The organism is Chitinophaga pendula (assembly GCF_020386615.1).
GTDB classification, from domain to species: Bacteria; Bacteroidota; Bacteroidia; order Chitinophagales; family Chitinophagaceae; genus Chitinophaga; species Chitinophaga pendula.
Window position 1 is genome coordinate 2,270,126 of the sequence record NZ_CP077769.1, and the last position, 17,677, is coordinate 2,287,802.

Here is a 17,677-nt window from a genome sequence, read left to right on the forward strand (position 1 = left end):
TTTCGCTGCAGATCAGTACACACAATAACTGATCTGCCAGCATGATTTATTGCTGAATACCTAGTATGGTAAAGGTTATGAAAGACTTCGCTGCAGTAGCAACAACAAATTATTGTAAGCAGGAAATGACACTTATTGCTGTAATGACGGGCTGGTCTGAAATTTTACTGGTTAAAAAAAGAAATACGAACAACGATTAAGGTGGTCTGTAAAAAGGGGTTTTTATAATCTGTCTGTCCCAAGCCAAATTATATTCCAACGAAGTGTATGTTACCATGCTCGGCAATTTTCAAAGGCTACTTGCCGGATAACATCGGTATATTCACTAACGTTAACATAAAAAAAAAGTTCAAAACTTATTTTTCTTTTTGTCCGCAAAAATATTGGAAGATGGCTGTAATGCTTATTGGTAAAGGGAAAGAAAGAGACGCTGATGCTAACAGACCAAAATGAAATAACAAACAATGATCAATACCGTGTTGTCCGAATTAGCTGAATATGCGATGAAAAATGGGGTAAATGAGCAGGGCCGACCTCGTATATAGGTCAGCCCTGCTAATATCTATTGCAAAATGAAACCAGCTTATCCTTTTTTAACAGGTGCCATTTTCGACTTTTGCTTTTTAGTGTTCTCACCTTTAATGGTAGCGGCCAATTTTAATGCTTCATAAGCATTCACCAGACCGCCCGTTTTAGACAGTTCAGAAAAATCAATTTCCTCATTATCTGAACCTGGTTTATTTACCTTGGTCATCCCATTAGGCAAGGGCGTAGCGCTCTTTTCTAAAATATACTTCAACTGGCTTGCACTCAACGTAGGGTAGTAGGAGAGGACCAGGGCAGCTACACCAGCTACTACAGGTGCTGCCATACTGGTACCGCTTGCACTTGCATATTTATTGCCGCCAGGTACAGTCGAATAGATCTGCACACCGGGTGCAAACAGATCCACACCCTTTTTACCGTAATTGGAGAAACTGGCCACTATCTGGGAAGCCTGTTTGCCACTGGCACTCGCTCCGACAGTGATGAAGTTGTTAGCAACCTTATTATCTGTAAAGAATGGATTAGGGAAATTGTCCACCATGTCATTATTATTACCGTCGTTCCCTGCTGCGTGTATCAGCAACACTCCTTTTTTCTCGGCATACCTGATCGCATCATCTACCCAATCCTTATGAGGAGAAAATCCCTTTCCGAAACTCATATTGATGATCTGAGCCCCGTTATCTACCGCATAACGGATACCCAATGCGACATCCTTATCACGTTCGTCCCCTTCCGGAACCACCTTTACTGCCATAATACGCACATTGTCTGCCACACCATCGATCCCTATGCCGTTATTACGCGCAGCGGCTATAATACCCGATACGTGCGTACCATGGAATCCGAAATTACCCATTACGTCGTTATTGCCATAATACCGGTCATTAATATCATCATATTTGTCACCTATGATATCCGCACGGGTATCTTTAGGCTCCCCGTCTGTACGTTCCGCTTTCCGCTTCAAATCCTTCATATACTCTTCAAACTCATCCTTGAAGTTCTTATAGGTAATGTCATCATCACCTGCACTCTTAAGGAAACGGCTCATAAAGTTTTTCGCTACCATCACATCCTCTGCCGTAGTTTGTATACTGTCCAGCTGCGGAATGGTAAAGTCGTCTTTTTTAAGATAGGTCGTCAATATACGGCCACATTTATCCACGTTCTCCTGCAACTTGGACATCGTCTTATACGACATCTTATCCTGCGTACGAGGCTTTTCTACCTTGTCATATAGCTTTTTCCAATACGCATATTCCGCTGAGTTCTGCGCCAACGCAGAATCCGGATTGCCATATTTGTGTTTGATCCGGAAATACTCCCGGGTAGCCTCATCCGAATCTTCCTTTACCGAACGGCCGTCCTTACCACCCAAAAAATTCCAGCCGAAAACATCATCCACATAACCGTTACCGTCATCATCGATGTTATTACCAGGGATCTCTTTAGGGTTTCTCCAGAGAATAGGACGCAGATCTTCATGGGTAGTATCTACTCCGGAATCTATTACAGCAACAATAACAGGGGTGCTCTTTTTTCCTTTCAGTAATTCCCGGTACGCTTTTTCAGTACCAGTACCAAGCACACTATCCTTATCATAGCTTAATAATTGCCAGTTCTTGGGTGCCGACGTGGATTGGGCAAAAGTCTGTTCAACACTGAACGCCGCCATCATAGCAACACCACCTGCCACAACGGCCGCTCTTCTGTACAAATTCATGTTCTTGATTATTTTCCGATTGTATTTAACAATTTGAATACCACAATTGGTTAAAGATATGTAAAATGAAATTCATAGTCTTTACATTAGTGATAAGCGTTTTGCGTACCCCTGCTTACCGGGAACCGACCCTCGAGCAAGATTAGTTGAGGTCCTAAACTAATCAAGGGCTGTGTGTAATTTCATGTTATAGTCCTCGTACTGCTCTCTTTCCGCTTTAAGCCTATTGCCGCGATCGCCTGTAGGGATGAACGGTAATTTAATCCACCATCACACGAATATCAAACGTAACACAAATCACGCTTTTCGATGATGTGTATTAAAATGTAATGTGCTGTAAATCAAATTTTAATGTGAAAACTTAGTTTGTGAAATGCAGTAATGCCGCAGGGACTGGTAGCAGGAAGGAAGAGAGGAAAGGAATACAACTACTTGTTTATCAAGACAAGTATAATAAAGCCGGCAAAAATGGCGTTCATTAAAAAATAACAATGAAGGCGCAGGGAATTAGCACAAACGTTGAATATGAAATTCCAAAAAAAAGTGTAATATTTAGTGCTGGAAGAATAAATGATGGTCAATCTCATGATCATTCAGATATTTTTCTCATAAGCATGGTTTCCGTTTAACGAAAAGCGAGGTTATCTAACCTCGCTATTTTGTTTGTGCTAACAGTCCCCCTGGTCCCATTGCCTTCAAACTAAGCGAAGATTAGTCTTAAAACGGGAAAAATACAGGAATGTTACTCGATAAAATCAACAATGTGTAATTTTAACATATTGTTAAAATAGCATACAATAAAGCCGGGGCCGGTACCATACAGTACCGGCCCCGGCCGTATAGAAGTGTTCTTCCCGTATGATTACAGATCAAACTTGATCCCCTGCGCCAATGGCAGGCTGGTAGAGTAATTGATTGTATTGGTCTGTCTGCGCATATAGGCCTTCCAGGAGTCAGAACCGCTTTCACGGCCGCCACCGGTTTCCTTTTCACCTCCAAAAGCTCCTCCGATCTCAGCACCTGAAGTGCCGATATTCACATTCGCAATACCACAGTCTGATCCGGCGGCTGATAGGAACTGCTCTGCTTCCCGCAGGTTCAATGTCATGATAGCAGAAGATAAACCCTGCGGTACATCATTCTGCATTGCAATCGCTTCCGCCAATGTGCTGTATTTCATCACATACAAAATAGGTGCAAATGTCTCATGCTGGACGATAGAGAAAGTATTCTGCACCGCCGCAATACAGGGCTTTACATAGCAACCGGAACCGTAAGCATCCCCTTCCAGCACACCACCTTCCACCAGGAAAGTGCCGCCTTCTTTCTTCACTGCTTCAATAGACTGCAGATACAATTTCACCGCATCCTGGTCGATCAATGGACCCACGTGGTTCTTCTCATCTAACGGATCACCTATACGGATCTGCTGGTAAGCATTCACCAGCTTGGAAGTGAAATTGTCATACACACTCTCATGTATGATCAGGCGACGGGTAGATGTACAACGCTGACCTGCTGTACCTACCGCACCAAATACGGCTCCGATAAGTGACATATCCAGGTCCGCATCCTGAGAGATAATGATCGCATTGTTACCACCCAGCTCCAGTAACGCACGTCCCAGACGGGCGCCTACCGCAGCTCCCACAGCTTTGCCCATACGGGTAGATCCTGTAGCAGATACTAACGGTACGCGGTGATCGTTACTCATCCATTCTCCTACCTCACGGCCTCCCTGCACCAGGCAACAAACACCTTCCGGTACATTATTGGCCGCAAATACCTCCGCAACTATATGCTGGCAGGCCTGTGCGGTGATCGGTGTCTTTTCAGATGGCTTCCAGATGCATACATTGCCACATACCCAGGCTAACATGGAGTTCCAGCTCCATACTGCCACCGGGAAGTTAAAAGCCGAAATAATGGCTGTAATACCCAAAGGATGCCACTGCTCGTACATGCGGTGACCCGGACGCTCAGAATGCATAGTCAAACCGTGAAGCTGCCTGGAAAGACCTACCGCAAAATCACAGATATCGATCATCTCCTGCACCTCTCCATACCCCTCCTGCAAGCTCTTCCCCATTTCATAAGAAACCAGCTTACCCAACGCCTCTTTATGATGACGCAACGCTTCCCCTATCTGGCGAACGATCTCGCCGCGACGGGGGGCCGGCCACTGACGCCATACCTCAAAAGCTTCTTTGGCAGTAGCGACTACCGTATCGTAATCTTCCCGGCTGCCAGCCAGTACCGCTGCAATGGTCTTCCCGTCAACCGGAGAAGAAGAAGTAATACTGTTGCCCCCGGCTTTGATCCATTTGTTCCCTGTACTCACACCGCTGTTTTCGGCAGCGATATGAAAAGTCTGTAGTATGTTTTGTATCATCTTAATGCAGGTTTGCTATTTATGACGTGAAATTATATTTAAACGTGAAAAATACAGATACCCGGTCTAATTTATTTACTGTTTGGCAGTCTGACTGCTGTAAGTACTCTCGAAGATCTTATCTGCATTACCAGCCTCAAAACCTTCCCGGCGGTGTTCCCGTTGGATGGCCTCGGCAGCAAGATGCTGATACGCAGGTAATACTTTCCGCTCGGCAAACTCTACATAAGAACCGGCGATCGGATATGCCACACCGTCAGCAAAGGTAGCATCAATCATCTTAGCCACCGTAGAACTTTGTAATAACAATCCGTCAGGACTAGTCTTGATCTTACCGCCGGCATCATTCAGCCTGAACCCGTTACGCTCCAGGAAATCATTAAAGTCAGCCACCGTATTGTAACCGGCCTTCAGATTATGAACGCTGATCGTGAAATGATTGAGGTAATAGTGATTATAGATCACCCAGGCTGCATACTCACTCTCCGCCGCCAGCCGTTTGAAATCCTCCAGCGTAGGCGTACGCCATAAACCGCTGTGCAGAAAATCATCTACCGCCGCCGCATTATCCAGGTCCAGCTGATCCGCGGGATCAGCCTTTACCTCACTGGTATAACTGGTAATGATCTCCTGCGCTTCCGCACTCAGATCCCCAACCCGTAACTCACTGATAAAGATCCGGGGATAAGCAGGATCAGGTGGCGCATACCAATAGGCATCCAGCTTCTTCTCCTTGAAATAATAGGCGTCACGTTTTTCATACCCGTAATGAAGAAAGATCTTCTCCAGAGACTGTATTCCCAACTGTGGAACACCCATCGTACGGAATGCAATATGGTCATTCTCTATGTCTGATGCCTGATTGATTACCCCTTCTCTGATCATTGTGTCTATGATGGCTGCTACATCCGGCACCCGCTCCTGATAGCGGCTTATCAGGCCATTTAATACATCGTTCAGCATAACTGTAATGTTATCGTGTAGCCGTTGGCTATGCATACGCTACGGTAAAAGTAAAACTAAGTTCTGTTTTTTTCTTGTTTGACCTGCCTGTAGATCAATTATAGCATTGTGCAAAGGAATTGGCAGCCATGTCCGCAAAACGTACATCTTCCTGACGGATAAAACCTTTCGCAGGAAGTTTACCATTTACATGCAGATCAATCACGGCACAGGCAGCTCCGGCAGTAGTAAGTTGTATCGCAGTAAAGTGACGGCCATACAGCTCCTGACTATAGATCTTACGCGAGAAAGAACGCTGTACATGACGCCCATTGATCGTACCTGATACAGATACAAACACCAGTACCACATCCTGGGGGGTAAACGGAATACTGTCTTCCATGATCTCTTTCAACATATCCCGCTTTTGACCCAGCTTCAATTCGGTCAGTAATATCTTCATCAGCTGACAATGACCGGGATAACGAACCGTCTTGTAATCCAGGTTGTACACCTTACCGTCCAGTATCTCCGCCAGTGCAGATAATCCACCGGAAGTATTGAAGGCCTCATATTCGATACCGTCCAACGCAAAACGCTCGTAACCTTCCATCGGCATCACCTCCTTACGGCGGCCTTCCAGGATCGCATCACAAGGATTGCAGTATTCATTGATAAGCCCGTCTGTACTCCAGGTGAGGTTATACATCAGGCTATTAGTAGGAAACTGAGGCAATGCACCTACCCGCAGTTTTACTGTGTCAAGCGCATCAAATTGCTGTGCAATATCATAAGCGGCAATACTGATGAAACCAGGCGCCAGCCCACATTGTGGCATAAAACTTACATTGGCCGTATCCGCGATCTCCCGGATAGCATTGGTAGTCGCCACATCTTCCGTCAGATCGAAATAATGTGTGTTGCTTTCCGCTGCCGCCGCCGCAATTTTAACATTCAGAAAGTAAGGGCAGGCACTCAGTACGATATCCTGATCCTGCATTACTTCGCATAAACGGGTATGGTCGTTTACATCCAGCTGTACCGCCTGTATACCTGCACCGGCAGCACTAGCCAGTAATTGAGGATTGTTATCTGCCAGCGTTACCTGGTAACGGCCTGATTGCTGTAACAGAAAGGCAGCCGTTTCTCCTATCTTACCGGCGCCGATAATGATTGCTTTTGTCATAACGATTGTCGTGGTTTATAGAGTAGTATGATATAAAAAGAAACATACCCGCATACAGTCATACACGTCGCTATTATTGCGCTAATAACGCCAACGCGAATGTAAATACCCGCAGCTGAACATCAACAGCAATGCATAACGGCCTGCACACCATTACTGGTCGTGGCACGACACAAAAACTATAATAAACTGTAAAGGGGGAAAAAGCCATCTATCATGGCACATGCGAACAAGTGCTCCTGAGGAAGGAGAGCAATGAAAGTTGTATGTTCAGCAAATAGTTCACTATCAGCAAATATAAAAAAATATATTAGTAGAACGTCCGCCGGACAAAATTTATCTTCAAAATAGGAGAGGAGCGGAAAAAGCGAAGGAGCAGTACACTGCTCCTTCGCTTTTATCAGTATTAATATTGTTCCTTTTCATTGGGAAAATCCCGGCTTTTCACGTCTGTAATATATTGCGTGGTCGCCTTCAATATCTGCTCGTACAGGTTCAGGTAACGACGGAGAAAACGTGGCTTGAACTCCTTGTTGATGCCCAGCATATCATGCATCACCAATACTTGCCCATCCACGTGAGGCCCGGCACCAATACCGATTACCGGTATCTGCACCTTTTCCGCTACCTCTTTGGCCAACGCAGCAGGTATCTTCTCCAGCACGATCGCAAAACAGCCAGCCTCCTGCAACAATATGGCGTCGCTGATCAGCTTGCGGGCCTCCGCCTCCTCTGTAGCTCTCACCGCATAAGTACCGAATTTATAGATCGATTGCGGTGTCAGCCCAAGATGACCCATCACCGGTACACCAGCAGAAATGATCCTTTTTACCGACTCAATGATCTCCTCACCGCCTTCTATCTTAATACCGTGCGCCCCTGTCTCCTTCATAATACGGATGGTAGAATTAAGTGCTTCCTTCGAATTGCCTTGGTAAGAGCCGAAAGGTAGATCGACGATCACAAAACAACGTTTGATAGCCCGCACCACAGAGGCAGCATGATAAATCATCTGGTCCAGCGTAATAGGCAACGTAGTCTCATGACCAGCCATCACATTGGAGGCCGAATCACCTACTAATATTATATCTATTCCGGCATCATCAAAGATGCGGGCCATAGAAAAGTCATAAGCAGTAAGCATGGAGATCTTCTCTCCGTCCAGTTTCATCTTCTGTAATATATGCGTGGTCACACGCTTGATCTCTTTATGAACTGACATGGGTGTGGAATAAGGAAATGAATAAAATAATAAACGAAATGAAAAGCAGCGGGAGCTGCTTATATCAGATTTTTACTGATCTCTGTGTATAATGCCTGTATAAGACCATCCGCCAATCCGATCTTGGGAACGTAGATCTCGCCGGCATCCGCCCAGCGCATTACATTCACATAGATCTGTAAAGCCGGTACGATCACATCCGCACGGTCTTCCCGCAGGTTGTAAAGATGTATACGTTCTTCTACGGTAAAGCTGCTGAATTCTTTATAGTAATCTTTAATGGTATCAAAGGAGAGTGGTTTCCCTTCTTTTCGCTTGGATAACGAAAAGACCTTGTTGATGTTGCCGCCGGAACCTATCGCCGTTACGGGCATATGCCCTTTTAACTGCTGTTTGATAAAGTCCTTCATCTGCGTCCAATGTTCATCAGTAACCATATGCTGCAGTAGCCGGATCGTACCAATATTGAAAGATTGTTTGAATAACAACTTGCCCCTGCTGAAACAAGTCAGTTCCGTACTACCGCCACCCACATCTATATACAGATAAGACTGGGTCTTGTCCATCTGCTCCGCAATATGATTTTCATATATGTAGGACGCTTCTTCATCGCCAGTGATGACCTTGATATCAATGCCGGTCTGCTGCCTGACCTCCTGTAATATCTGCTGCGCATTCTCGGCATCACGCATCGCAGAGGTGGCACAGGCCTTCAGGTATTTCACCTCATACACCTGCAGAAGTAACTGATACGCTTTAACGGTGTTCAAAAGATCAGCGGCCTTCTTTTCTGATATACTGCCGGTATTGAATACATCAAACCCCAATCGAAGCGGAACCCTGACAAGGTTGACCTTGGTAAAATCCATTTCACCCCTGCTATTCGGAGATGCCTCCGAGATCAGCAGACGTGCAGCGTTAGATCCAATATCTATGGCAGCCAGTTTCATCCATTACAATTTTATTGTATAAATGCCGTAACGAGCCGGAAAGATAACAAAATCTGAGAAGGTATACGCAGTATTTACTTGGTAGGGGTCGGGCAGGGGCCTAAATTGCAGGAAGCGGGGAGGATAAAGGACCGGCTTACCAGCGATTATGAGGCTGGTAAGCCACCTTCATATCTTATTCAATTATCCCTATTGCGGATATTGCTTTTCATGCAGGTACTTGTAGATCTCTATCTGGGAACGGACCTTTTTATCTCCTTCCCGTTTGTACTCGTTCTTTTGCTCATTATCCAGTATACGAGCCTTTACATTGCCGCTCAGCTGTATTTTGATGATGTCTATCAGCTCCTGTTTGATATGAGGGTCCAGGATCGGCAATGCACATTCCACCCGGTGATCCAGGTTACGCACCATCCAGTCACACGAAGAGATAAACACTTTCTCCTGGCCGCCATTATGGAAAATAAACACACGGGCATGCTCCAGGTATTCGTCTACTATACTCACGGCGGAAATATTCTTTTTCCATTTTTTATTCTCCGTGTAGGCACAGCAGATACCCCGAATGATTAATTTTACGTTCACCCCTACACGCGCTGCCTCATACAGGCGGCTGATCAGTTCCGCATCAGAAAGAGAATTCAGCTTTACAGTAATAGCCGCATGCTTTTTATGCTGGGCATTTTTGATCTCCTTATCTATCAGGCGTATAAAATGACCGCGCATATTATAAGGGCTCACCGGCAGTAACTTACAGTCCTGCAGGAACTTGATATCATGCCGGGGACTCTCCAGGTAGCTGAATATGCGATTAATATCAGCCATGACGTTCCTGTTGGCTGTCAGCAGGCAATGGTCGCCGTATATATGGGCCGTCTTCTCGTTCAGGTTACCAGTGCTTATAAAGCCACATTGTACCGTCTTGGTACCGATCCGCTTCTTGATCACACATAGCTTGGCATGCACTTTCATATTCGGAATACCGATCAGCACTTTTACTCCTTCCTCTTCCAGTCTCGATTTCCAATCCAGGTTGTCTGCCTCGTTAAACCTGGCGCGAAGCTCTATCACCACGGTTACTTGTTTCCCGTTCCTTACGGCATTGATAAGGGCATTTACGATCTTGGAATTACGTGCTAGCCGGTAAGCAGTGATCTTGATACTGGTCACATTAGGATCGATAGCAGCCTCCCTCAGCAGGTCTATGATAGAGTCGAAAGAGTGATAAGGAAGGTTCAGCAGCACATCCTGTTGCTGAATAACGTGCATGACGCTGGTCGCATTCACGAACAGCGGATGTATGAATGTTTTACGGTGCTGTATCTGCTGACGGGTGAACACCGAAGCAGGGAAATCCATAAAATCCTTAAAGTTATGGATACGCGCCCCGGGAATAATATTGTCTTTACCGGATAATCCCTGCCTGCGCATCAGGTATTCGAGCAGCAACGGATCGATGTCCTTGTCATACAGGAAACGGACCGGCTTACCCTTACGACGGGCTTTCAGCCCTTTTTCTATCTGGTGGATCAGGCTGGTCGCCACATCATTGTCTATATCCAACTCCGCATCCCGGGTCACTTTAACGATATGCGCGCTGAACTTATCATAGCCAAAGTAAGAAAAGATATGTGGCAGGCAGAAACGGATCACGTCCTCCAGCAGTATAATTTCATGCTCCTCTTCCTTGGATGGCAGGATAATAAAACGAGGCAGGATGGCGGTAGGAATCTCTATCAGCGAGAATTTCTGTCTTACGGAGTTGTCCTGGCGAGCCAGTACCACAGCAAGATAGATGGATTTATCACGTAAATACGGGAAATGCTGGATACTTTCTATCATCAGCGGGATGATATTCGTACGCACCTCCTCGTTGAAGTAGTTCAGGATAAAACGTTGCTGCTCCTTATTGAGCTGTTTCTCGGTACGGATGAATATATGCTGCTCCTGCAGTTCTTCCGTAATATCCTTCCAGATGCGGTCGAATTCCCGCTGTTGTTCAATAACGATGTGCTGAATATCTTCCAGGATAGCTTCCGGGTTCTGTTCCAGGTGTACCCTGGCTGACTTGCCAAAGGCCTGCATCCTGCGAAGAGTCGCCACACGCACACGGAAGAATTCATCCAGGTTGTTACTGAAAATGCCTAAAAAGCGGATACGTTCACGAAGTGGGACCGTTTTATCTGCCGCCTCCTGCAATACACGCCCATTGAAAGACAACCAGCTGATATCGCGGGCTATCATTTTCTTCTTAGATCCGGTGTTCTTCTTCTTACTGGTTTTCGTTTCCTGAAGCATATCCGTCACGGTTATATCATCATTTGATGCACTCTTCGTCATTCGCATAGGCTAAGTTTAATAGTAAGGCATTCACATTTTTATTCATGCAACAATACATTTTTTGCTTAAGACGAGAAGTTAAATTAAAGTTACGGCAAATCAAGCAATAAACTTGCCAGGCTTCCGGTAGGAACCGGATCACTTTGCTCAGAATAAACAATATGGTTAATGCTATTTGACTGCAGGAACGTTGTCCTTATTGAACAGCGGAAGGGCGATCAGGCTTATAAAGCCCAGTACCAGCACCAGCAATGTCTGCGCCAGCCAGATAATCCAGCCGAAAGCGTAACCGATGGTAGCGTGTACGCCATAGAGTAAGAGGGTCTGTTGTACCAGCACCTGGTAAGCGCCTATACCACCCTGCGTAACGATCATCCCGATGCTGCCGAATGCCAGTACGGCCATAGCGGCTTTAACACCTAGATGACGGGTGTCCTCCAGGCAATAGAAGCCGATGTACATCATCGTAAAGTACAATACCCAGATCAGCAGGCTGTAGAAGATAAACCAGCCTTTGTTCTCCATACGGCCGATGGATAATATGCCTTCCAATACCCCCTTAGCAAGGTTGCGGACGGTAACAGCTGCTTTGGAACGCTGAAAGCGTTTATACAGGAAAAGGAAAAGGGCAGCAACAACAATGGCCACCCCGCCGATCAGCAACCACTGCCCGGTACCGGCATTTGCCAGCTTGTTTTGCAGGGGGATCCAGATATGTGATTGGAAAAAAGCACCGACAATGTCGATCTGCATCAACACCGTTACGATCATGAGAACGATCAGGCAAAGCAGGTCAATGGCCCGTTCGGCGATCATCGTACCTACCAGCTTGTCTGCCGGGATCTTCTCATAACGGGCCAGTATACCACAACGGGCCACCTCACCCAGTCGGGGTACGGCAAGGTTGGCCAGGTAGCCGACCATCACGGCAAAAAAAGTATTGAACTTACCCGGTTGGTGGCCGAGGGGTTTCATCAGCAGCCGCCAGCGGATAGCGCGGTACCAATGGCTGGCAATCCCTACCAGCATAGCAGGGATCACCAGCCAGTAATTGGCGCGTTCGAAAGCAGCGCGTATATCTGCTTTCTCTTGTGTAGTAAGATCTTTTGTAACCAGCCATATCAGCAATAAGCCAATGCCCAGGAAGACAATAAATTTCAGAATGCTTTGAAGGCGTTTCGACATAATGGTGATAGCGCTGATAAATGAGGTTTAGACTTATAATTTGTTGCCTTCTTTAGGAAATATGGCAATAGGTTCGTGCTGCTTGGCCTCCTCAAAGTCCATAGTGGCATAAGAAATAATGATCACAATGTCTCCTACCGCGCAGAGGCGCGCAGCCGGCCCGTTCATACAGACAACGCCAGAACCGCGTTTGCCTTTCAGAATGTATGTTTCCAGACGTTCACCATTGTTCACATTTACAACTTGTACTTTTTCATTGGGAATCATATTGGCAGCATCCAACAGGTCTTCATCTATTGTAATGCTTCCTACATATTGGAGGTTGGCTTCCGTAATTACTGCACGGTGTATTTTACTTTTAAGTACTTCAATTTGCATAACTTAAATTATCCGGGATCTTTAATGCGGATGCTTGACGGGTTTATAAACAGGTTTCTTGACAAAATACATAGTACTTTTTTTCCGGCCGGTGATTAAAAAGTATGTTCGCAAAGGTAGGCAAATTTGCGAAACGGTCAAGTTTGCGGAGAACCGCACCTAAGTCCCCGGTCCGCGCTAAATTAAGCTGCTGCCAGCATTCATCTACAGCTAATAAAGTTTAATTAACTAACATATTATCGATTAACCTTACCTGACTACGCTGTTGATGAGCAGCAACGACCGCATAGGAGGGTTGTCCGGCGGTTAACCGCTCGGGAAAATCGATCTTTCCATCCGCTTCCAGTGTGATAACGTCCAGATAGTCAACCCGGAACCCCGCTTCGGCCAACCGCTCCCGTCCGGTCTGCAACAAGGGCGCCAATGCCGTCTGTTGTCCGTTTTCCTTAATGAATGTCAACACTTTAAATATAATGGTAGCCAGTTCCCGCTCTTCGGGAGAAAGCCGCATGTTCCGGCTACTCATCGCCAACCCGCCGGGTTCCCGTAAAGTAGGGCAGACCACCAGCTCCGCAGGAGAAGAGATCAATTTTAACAAACGTTTCACAATAAGGCATTGCTGCAAGTCTTTCTGACCCATAAACAGGCGGTCAGGCGCTACGATATCCAGCAGTTTGTGCACAATACGCCCTACTCCCTGAAAATGCCCCGGACGGTGAGCCCCTTCTAATACTGTCTCCAATGACCCGAAATCATAGTGGATGTCGCTTGCCAACCCCTCCGGATACATCTCGGCCACCGCCGGAAGGAATAATATATCTGTCCCCGCAGCCGTTAGCTGTAGGATATCCTGGTCTATTGTAATGGGATATTTCTCAAAATCGGCAGGATCATTGAACTGGGTAGGGTTGACAAATATGCTGCAAACGACGAGGTTGCACTGCTGTTTTGCCATGTTAATCAAAGAAAGGTGTCCCTGGTGCAAAGCCCCCATGGTGGGAACAAAACCTATGCTGCTTCCTTGTTTGCGGGCGCTCTCCAGGTGGTTCATCAGCTCGTCTTTCCGCTTAAATAGATACATAAAACATTGCTTAAAAGGATGTTAAAAGTGCCAATTTGTCCATAATTCCGTAAATAATACGTAATTTTGCAAGCCAAATTAAAATTTACTGCATTAATAATCAGCGTTAAATGTCCACAAAGAAAAGAATTCTTTTTATTGCCCAGGAGATGTCGCCATACTTAGACCTAAGTGAATATGCGGCGATGGTCAATAAAATGGCAATTAAGTCCAACGAGGCAGGATTGGAAGTGCGAGTTATCATGCCGCGTTTTGGAATTATTAATGAGAGAAGGCATCGCCTCCACGAGGTGGTACGACTGTCGGGTATCAATATTGTGATAGACAATGATGACTACCCGCTCATTATTAAGGTGGCATCTTTACCTAATGCCCGTTTACAGGTTTATTTCCTGGATAATGAGGATTATTTCAAACGCAAGGCTGTTTTTGCCGACGAGAATGAGCAGTTTTACGATGACAATGGTGCCCGTGCCGTATTCTTCTGCAAAGGTGCCCTTGAAACAGTAAAAAAATTCGGCTGGCCTCCGGATATTATTCACTGCAGTGGCTGGATGACATCCCTCATCCCAATGTACCTGAAGACCGCTTATAAAAAAGAACCTGTATTTGCCCATTCAAAGGTTGTATATTCGTTGGGCCCTAACAGTTTTAAAGAGAAGTTAGGCGCTACCTTTGTGAAGAAAGCTATGATCAGCACCCAGATCAAAGAGAAAGATATGGAACTGTTCAAAGATGGTACCAGTGCAGCTCTTAATCGCGGCGCCAGCAAATATGCCGACGCAGTAATATTGGCTGGTGAAAAGGTAGACAAAAAGATCGCAGACGAACTAAAGACAGAAAAAGGTAAGATCATTGTACCTTTCAAAAAAGAAAACGACGATCTGTCCGACTACCTGCAACTGTATAATCAGCTGCTGGGAAAATAACTTAGTAATACCACGGTCCACCGATCATCATCCGGATGCTGCCTCCTGTGCCGTCACCGGATACTGATAAGTGGACCGTTCATGCATAGGATAATTACATTCATAATCAACACCATTGCGCGTGAAGATCAATTTCAGAAACCTTGGCTTATTGGCCGCTTTGTCCGCTGTTGTATACCTGGCTCCCGGCTGTAACGAGTCTACTATTTTAGGCTCCGAACTGATCCCTGGCGGAGATTTCGTTAACGGCAGAGATACTGTACTCACTGATATCACCTCCAGTAATATTTTTAAAGTAGACTCCTCTTATATCACCGGAGGCACTTTTACCGCTAAGATCTTAGGCTCTATCAATGCAGACCCCATCTTCGGGCATGCACAGGCCATCGTCTATACCCAGATGGGATTGACCAGCCCCGGCTTTAGCTTCCAGGGTACCGGTCAGGTACTGGACTCCGTGGTGTTATCCATTGCCTACCAGGGCGTATATGGCGACTCTACGAACCAGCAGACCTTCCGGGTGTATCGTATGAATGAAACCAACTTCAGATTGGATTCCGCCTACAGGTACTTCAGACCCCTCAGCTATGACCAAGGCCAGTTACTGGGTACCGCCACTGCCAGTGGTGTCTCATTAAAAGACTCCGTATCCATTTATAATGCCAAACAAGGCCCGCAGTTAAGAATACGCTTGAACAACAACTTTGGTAGCGACCTGCTGAAACAGACCTCTACCGGCGCATTTGCTACCGACTCCGCATTCAGGGCTTACCTGAAAGGATTTGCCATCGTACCCGATACGATGAACGGTAACAACAAAGCTATGTTCTACATGAACCTGGCACAGATAGAAAGTAAACTGACCGTATACTACAAAAACAGTGTAGACGACAGCCTGGTAGCTACCTTCCCCTTCATTGGTACAGCTGCTGCCCATTCTAACTACTACACCCGTAACTTCGCCGGTTCTGAAGCCGCTCAATACCTGAATACCAACCGTCCAGAAGGTGACAACCAACTGTATCTGCTTTCCGGCCCCGGTACCTTTGTTAAGCTGACAATACCTACTTTACAACAATTCCCGGCTTCCGTGATCAATAAAGCCGAATTAGTAATGACAGAGATCACTACCGGTATCGGTAGCCCGAATGATATCTACCCGGCACCTTCACAACTCATGTTGTATAAATATGCCACCGCCGCCCAGGATAGTATCCTGCCGTTAAGAGACTTCGGTAACGGACAAGATCCTTATTTTGGCGGAGCAAGAACAGAAGTGACTAACTTTGGAGGAGTAAGAGTAGTACAATATAGTTTCAATATTGCGCACTACATGCAGTATCTGTTGAGAAACCAGGAAACTAATTACGGATTCAGACTACAAGTCAATCCTTCCAGCAGATTGGATGTGCGTCGTGTAAAATTGGGAGGAGGCAAACTTTCTCAGTATAACCTCAAACTACGTATAATTTACACTAAACTTTAACGAAGCAAATTAATTTATTTTATGCCTTATTTATTCACATCCGAATCCGTATCTGAAGGACACCCCGACAAGGTAGCGGATCAAATCTCCGATGCGCTGATCGACAATTTTCTGGCATATGACGCCAAATCCAAAGTGGCGTGTGAAACCCTCGTGACCACAGGACAAGTAGTTCTGGCTGGTGAAGTAAAATCCGATGCCTATTTGGATGTACAGGATATAGCCCGCGAAGTAATCCGGCGCATAGGCTATACTAAGAGCGAATACATGTTTGAAGCTAACTCCTGTGGTATTCTCTCCGCTATCCATGAGCAATCCCCGGATATCAACCAGGGTGTTGACCGTACCAGCCCGGAAGAGCAGGGTGCCGGCGACCAGGGTATGATGTTTGGATATGCTACCAAAGAGACCGACAACTATATGCCGCTGGCACTGGACCTGGCGCATAAACTGCTGCTGGAACTGGCTGCCATCCGTCGCGAAAATAAAGAGATCTCTTATCTCCGTCCGGATGCCAAATCCCAGGTAACTATCGAATACTCTGATGACAATCAGCCTGTTCGTATAGACACCATTGTTATCTCCACACAGCACGACGATTTCGCCGAAGATGCACAAATGCTGGCCAAGATCAAAGAAGATGTGATCAACATCCTGATCCCCCGCGTAAAAGCACAGCTGAAACCCGAACTGCAACAACTCTTTACTGACCAGATCACCTACCATATCAATCCTACCGGCAAATTCGTGATCGGTGGTCCTCACGGTGATACCGGCCTGACCGGCCGCAAGATCATCGTAGATACCTATGGTGGTAAAGGTGCACACGGTGGTGGTGCCTTCTCTGGTAAAGATCCTTCCAAAGTAGACCGTTCTGCTGCTTACGCTACCCGTCACATCGCTAAAAACCTGGTTGCTGCCGGTGTATGCGATGAAGTACTCGTACAGGTATCCTACGCTATAGGTGTGGCTAAACCTTGTGGTTTGTATATCAACACCAATGGTTCTGCTAAAGTAGACCTGAACGATGGCGAGATCGCCCGTAAAGTAGAAGAAATATTCGACCTGCGTCCTTATGCGATCGAACAACGCTTGAAACTGCGTAATCCAATCTATAGTGAAACTGCTGCTTATGGACACATGGGCCGTGAGCACCAGGTAGTAACCAAAGTATTTAACAAAGGCAAACAGTCCGAAAAGAAAGTAGAAGTAGAACTGTTCACCTGGGAGAAATTAGACTATGTTGATAAAGTAAAAGCTGCCTTCAGCCTGTAAGCGACAGACAGCTAAAATATATGTCCCCTGTGCTACCAG

General features: G+C 46.0%; 13 protein-coding genes. 3 read left to right on the forward strand and 10 right to left on the reverse strand.

Annotated elements, in window-relative coordinates; translation table 11 throughout:
• Positions 1-583: 583 nt before the first annotated feature.
• The 10 genes from KTO58_RS08435 to panC all read right to left on the reverse strand — a co-directional run bounded on the left by KTO58_RS08435 (position 584) and on the right by panC (position 13,948).
• Positions 584-2,272: a S8 family serine peptidase gene (locus KTO58_RS08435; RefSeq protein ID WP_198314969.1), complete on the reverse strand. Its 1,689-nt coding sequence runs from the start codon at positions 2,270-2,272 to the stop codon at positions 584-586.
• A gap of 862 nt (positions 2,273-3,134) precedes the next feature.
• Positions 3,135-4,664 carry an L-piperidine-6-carboxylate dehydrogenase gene (gene amaB / locus KTO58_RS08440; RefSeq protein WP_095839800.1) on the reverse strand — a complete coding sequence of 510 codons (1,530 nt, stop codon included), beginning with the start codon at positions 4,662-4,664 and terminating at the stop codon, positions 3,135-3,137.
• A 75-nt stretch (positions 4,665-4,739) separates the two neighbouring features.
• Positions 4,740-5,627 carry a DUF1338 domain-containing protein gene (locus tag KTO58_RS08445; protein WP_095839799.1) on the reverse strand — a complete coding sequence of 296 codons (888 nt, stop codon included), beginning with the start codon at positions 5,625-5,627 and terminating at the stop codon, positions 4,740-4,742.
• 94 nt (positions 5,628-5,721) lie between these two features.
• Positions 5,722-6,792, reverse strand: coding sequence for a saccharopine dehydrogenase family protein (locus tag KTO58_RS08450; protein ID WP_095839798.1), 1,071 nt, complete (start codon positions 6,790-6,792; stop codon positions 5,722-5,724).
• 406 nt (positions 6,793-7,198) lie between these two features.
• Positions 7,199-8,014 carry a 3-methyl-2-oxobutanoate hydroxymethyltransferase gene (gene panB, locus KTO58_RS08455; RefSeq protein WP_095839797.1) on the reverse strand — a complete coding sequence of 272 codons (816 nt, stop codon included), beginning with the start codon at positions 8,012-8,014 and terminating at the stop codon, positions 7,199-7,201.
• A 59-nt stretch (positions 8,015-8,073) separates the two neighbouring features.
• The gene (locus KTO58_RS08460; RefSeq protein ID WP_095839796.1) at positions 8,074-8,964 is read right to left on the reverse strand and encodes a Ppx/GppA phosphatase family protein; all 891 of its coding nucleotides are present in this window, start codon (positions 8,962-8,964) and stop codon (positions 8,074-8,076) included.
• Between the two features lie 189 nt (positions 8,965-9,153).
• Positions 9,154-11,310, reverse strand: coding sequence for a polyphosphate kinase 1 (gene ppk1, locus KTO58_RS08465; RefSeq protein WP_095839795.1), 2,157 nt, complete (start codon positions 11,308-11,310; stop codon positions 9,154-9,156).
• Between the two features lie 165 nt (positions 11,311-11,475).
• Positions 11,476-12,489 (reverse strand): lysylphosphatidylglycerol synthase transmembrane domain-containing protein, encoded by a 1,014-nt coding sequence (locus tag KTO58_RS08470; RefSeq protein ID WP_095839794.1) that lies wholly within the window; start codon positions 12,487-12,489, stop codon positions 11,476-11,478.
• Between the two features lie 33 nt (positions 12,490-12,522).
• Entirely contained in the window at positions 12,523-12,867 is a 345-nt protein-coding gene (gene panD / locus KTO58_RS08475) for an aspartate 1-decarboxylase (protein WP_095839793.1), read from the reverse strand.
• Between the two features lie 220 nt (positions 12,868-13,087).
• On the reverse strand, positions 13,088-13,948 hold the full coding sequence (gene panC, locus KTO58_RS08480) for a pantoate--beta-alanine ligase (RefSeq protein ID WP_095839792.1): 861 nt from the start codon (positions 13,946-13,948) through the stop codon (positions 13,088-13,090).
• Positions 13,949-14,058: 110 nt separating this feature from the next.
• Here panC and KTO58_RS08485 point away from each other — a divergent pair, with 110 nt between their 5' ends.
• From KTO58_RS08485 to metK, 3 genes are all read left to right on the forward strand, one after another.
• Positions 14,059-14,877 (forward strand): glycogen/starch synthase, encoded by an 819-nt coding sequence (locus tag KTO58_RS08485; protein ID WP_095839791.1) that lies wholly within the window; start codon positions 14,059-14,061, stop codon positions 14,875-14,877.
• 121 nt (positions 14,878-14,998) lie between these two features.
• Complete coding sequence (locus KTO58_RS08490; RefSeq protein WP_157753086.1) at positions 14,999-16,363, forward strand: DUF4270 family protein; 1,365 nt, start codon at positions 14,999-15,001, stop codon at positions 16,361-16,363.
• Between the two features lie 21 nt (positions 16,364-16,384).
• Positions 16,385-17,638, forward strand: coding sequence for a methionine adenosyltransferase (gene metK, locus KTO58_RS08495; protein WP_095839789.1), 1,254 nt, complete (start codon positions 16,385-16,387; stop codon positions 17,636-17,638).
• Positions 17,639-17,677 lie beyond the last annotated feature (39 nt).

Excerpts from the sequence above, each read along its gene's own strand:
- KTO58_RS08435 (WP_198314969.1), bottom strand. The coding sequence starts at position 2,272 with ATGAATTTGTACAGAAGAGCGGCCGTTGTGGCAGGTGGTGTTGCTATG.
- amaB (WP_095839800.1), bottom strand. The coding sequence starts at position 4,664 with ATGATACAAAACATACTACAGACTTTTCATATCGCTGCCGAAAACAGC.
- KTO58_RS08445 (WP_095839799.1), bottom strand. The coding sequence starts at position 5,627 with ATGCTGAACGATGTATTAAATGGCCTGATAAGCCGCTATCAGGAGCGG.
- KTO58_RS08450 (WP_095839798.1), bottom strand. The coding sequence starts at position 6,792 with ATGACAAAAGCAATCATTATCGGCGCCGGTAAGATAGGAGAAACGGCT.
- panB (WP_095839797.1), bottom strand. The coding sequence starts at position 8,014 with ATGTCAGTTCATAAAGAGATCAAGCGTGTGACCACGCATATATTACAG.
- KTO58_RS08460 (WP_095839796.1), bottom strand. The coding sequence starts at position 8,964 with ATGAAACTGGCTGCCATAGATATTGGATCTAACGCTGCACGTCTGCTG.
- ppk1 (WP_095839795.1), bottom strand. The coding sequence starts at position 11,310 with ATGCGAATGACGAAGAGTGCATCAAATGATGATATAACCGTGACGGAT.
- KTO58_RS08470 (WP_095839794.1), bottom strand. The coding sequence starts at position 12,489 with ATGTCGAAACGCCTTCAAAGCATTCTGAAATTTATTGTCTTCCTGGGC.
- panD (WP_095839793.1), bottom strand. The coding sequence starts at position 12,867 with ATGCAAATTGAAGTACTTAAAAGTAAAATACACCGTGCAGTAATTACG.
- panC (WP_095839792.1), bottom strand. The coding sequence starts at position 13,948 with ATGTATCTATTTAAGCGGAAAGACGAGCTGATGAACCACCTGGAGAGC.
- KTO58_RS08485 (WP_095839791.1), top strand. The coding sequence starts at position 14,059 with ATGTCCACAAAGAAAAGAATTCTTTTTATTGCCCAGGAGATGTCGCCA.
- metK (WP_095839789.1), top strand. The coding sequence starts at position 16,385 with ATGCCTTATTTATTCACATCCGAATCCGTATCTGAAGGACACCCCGAC.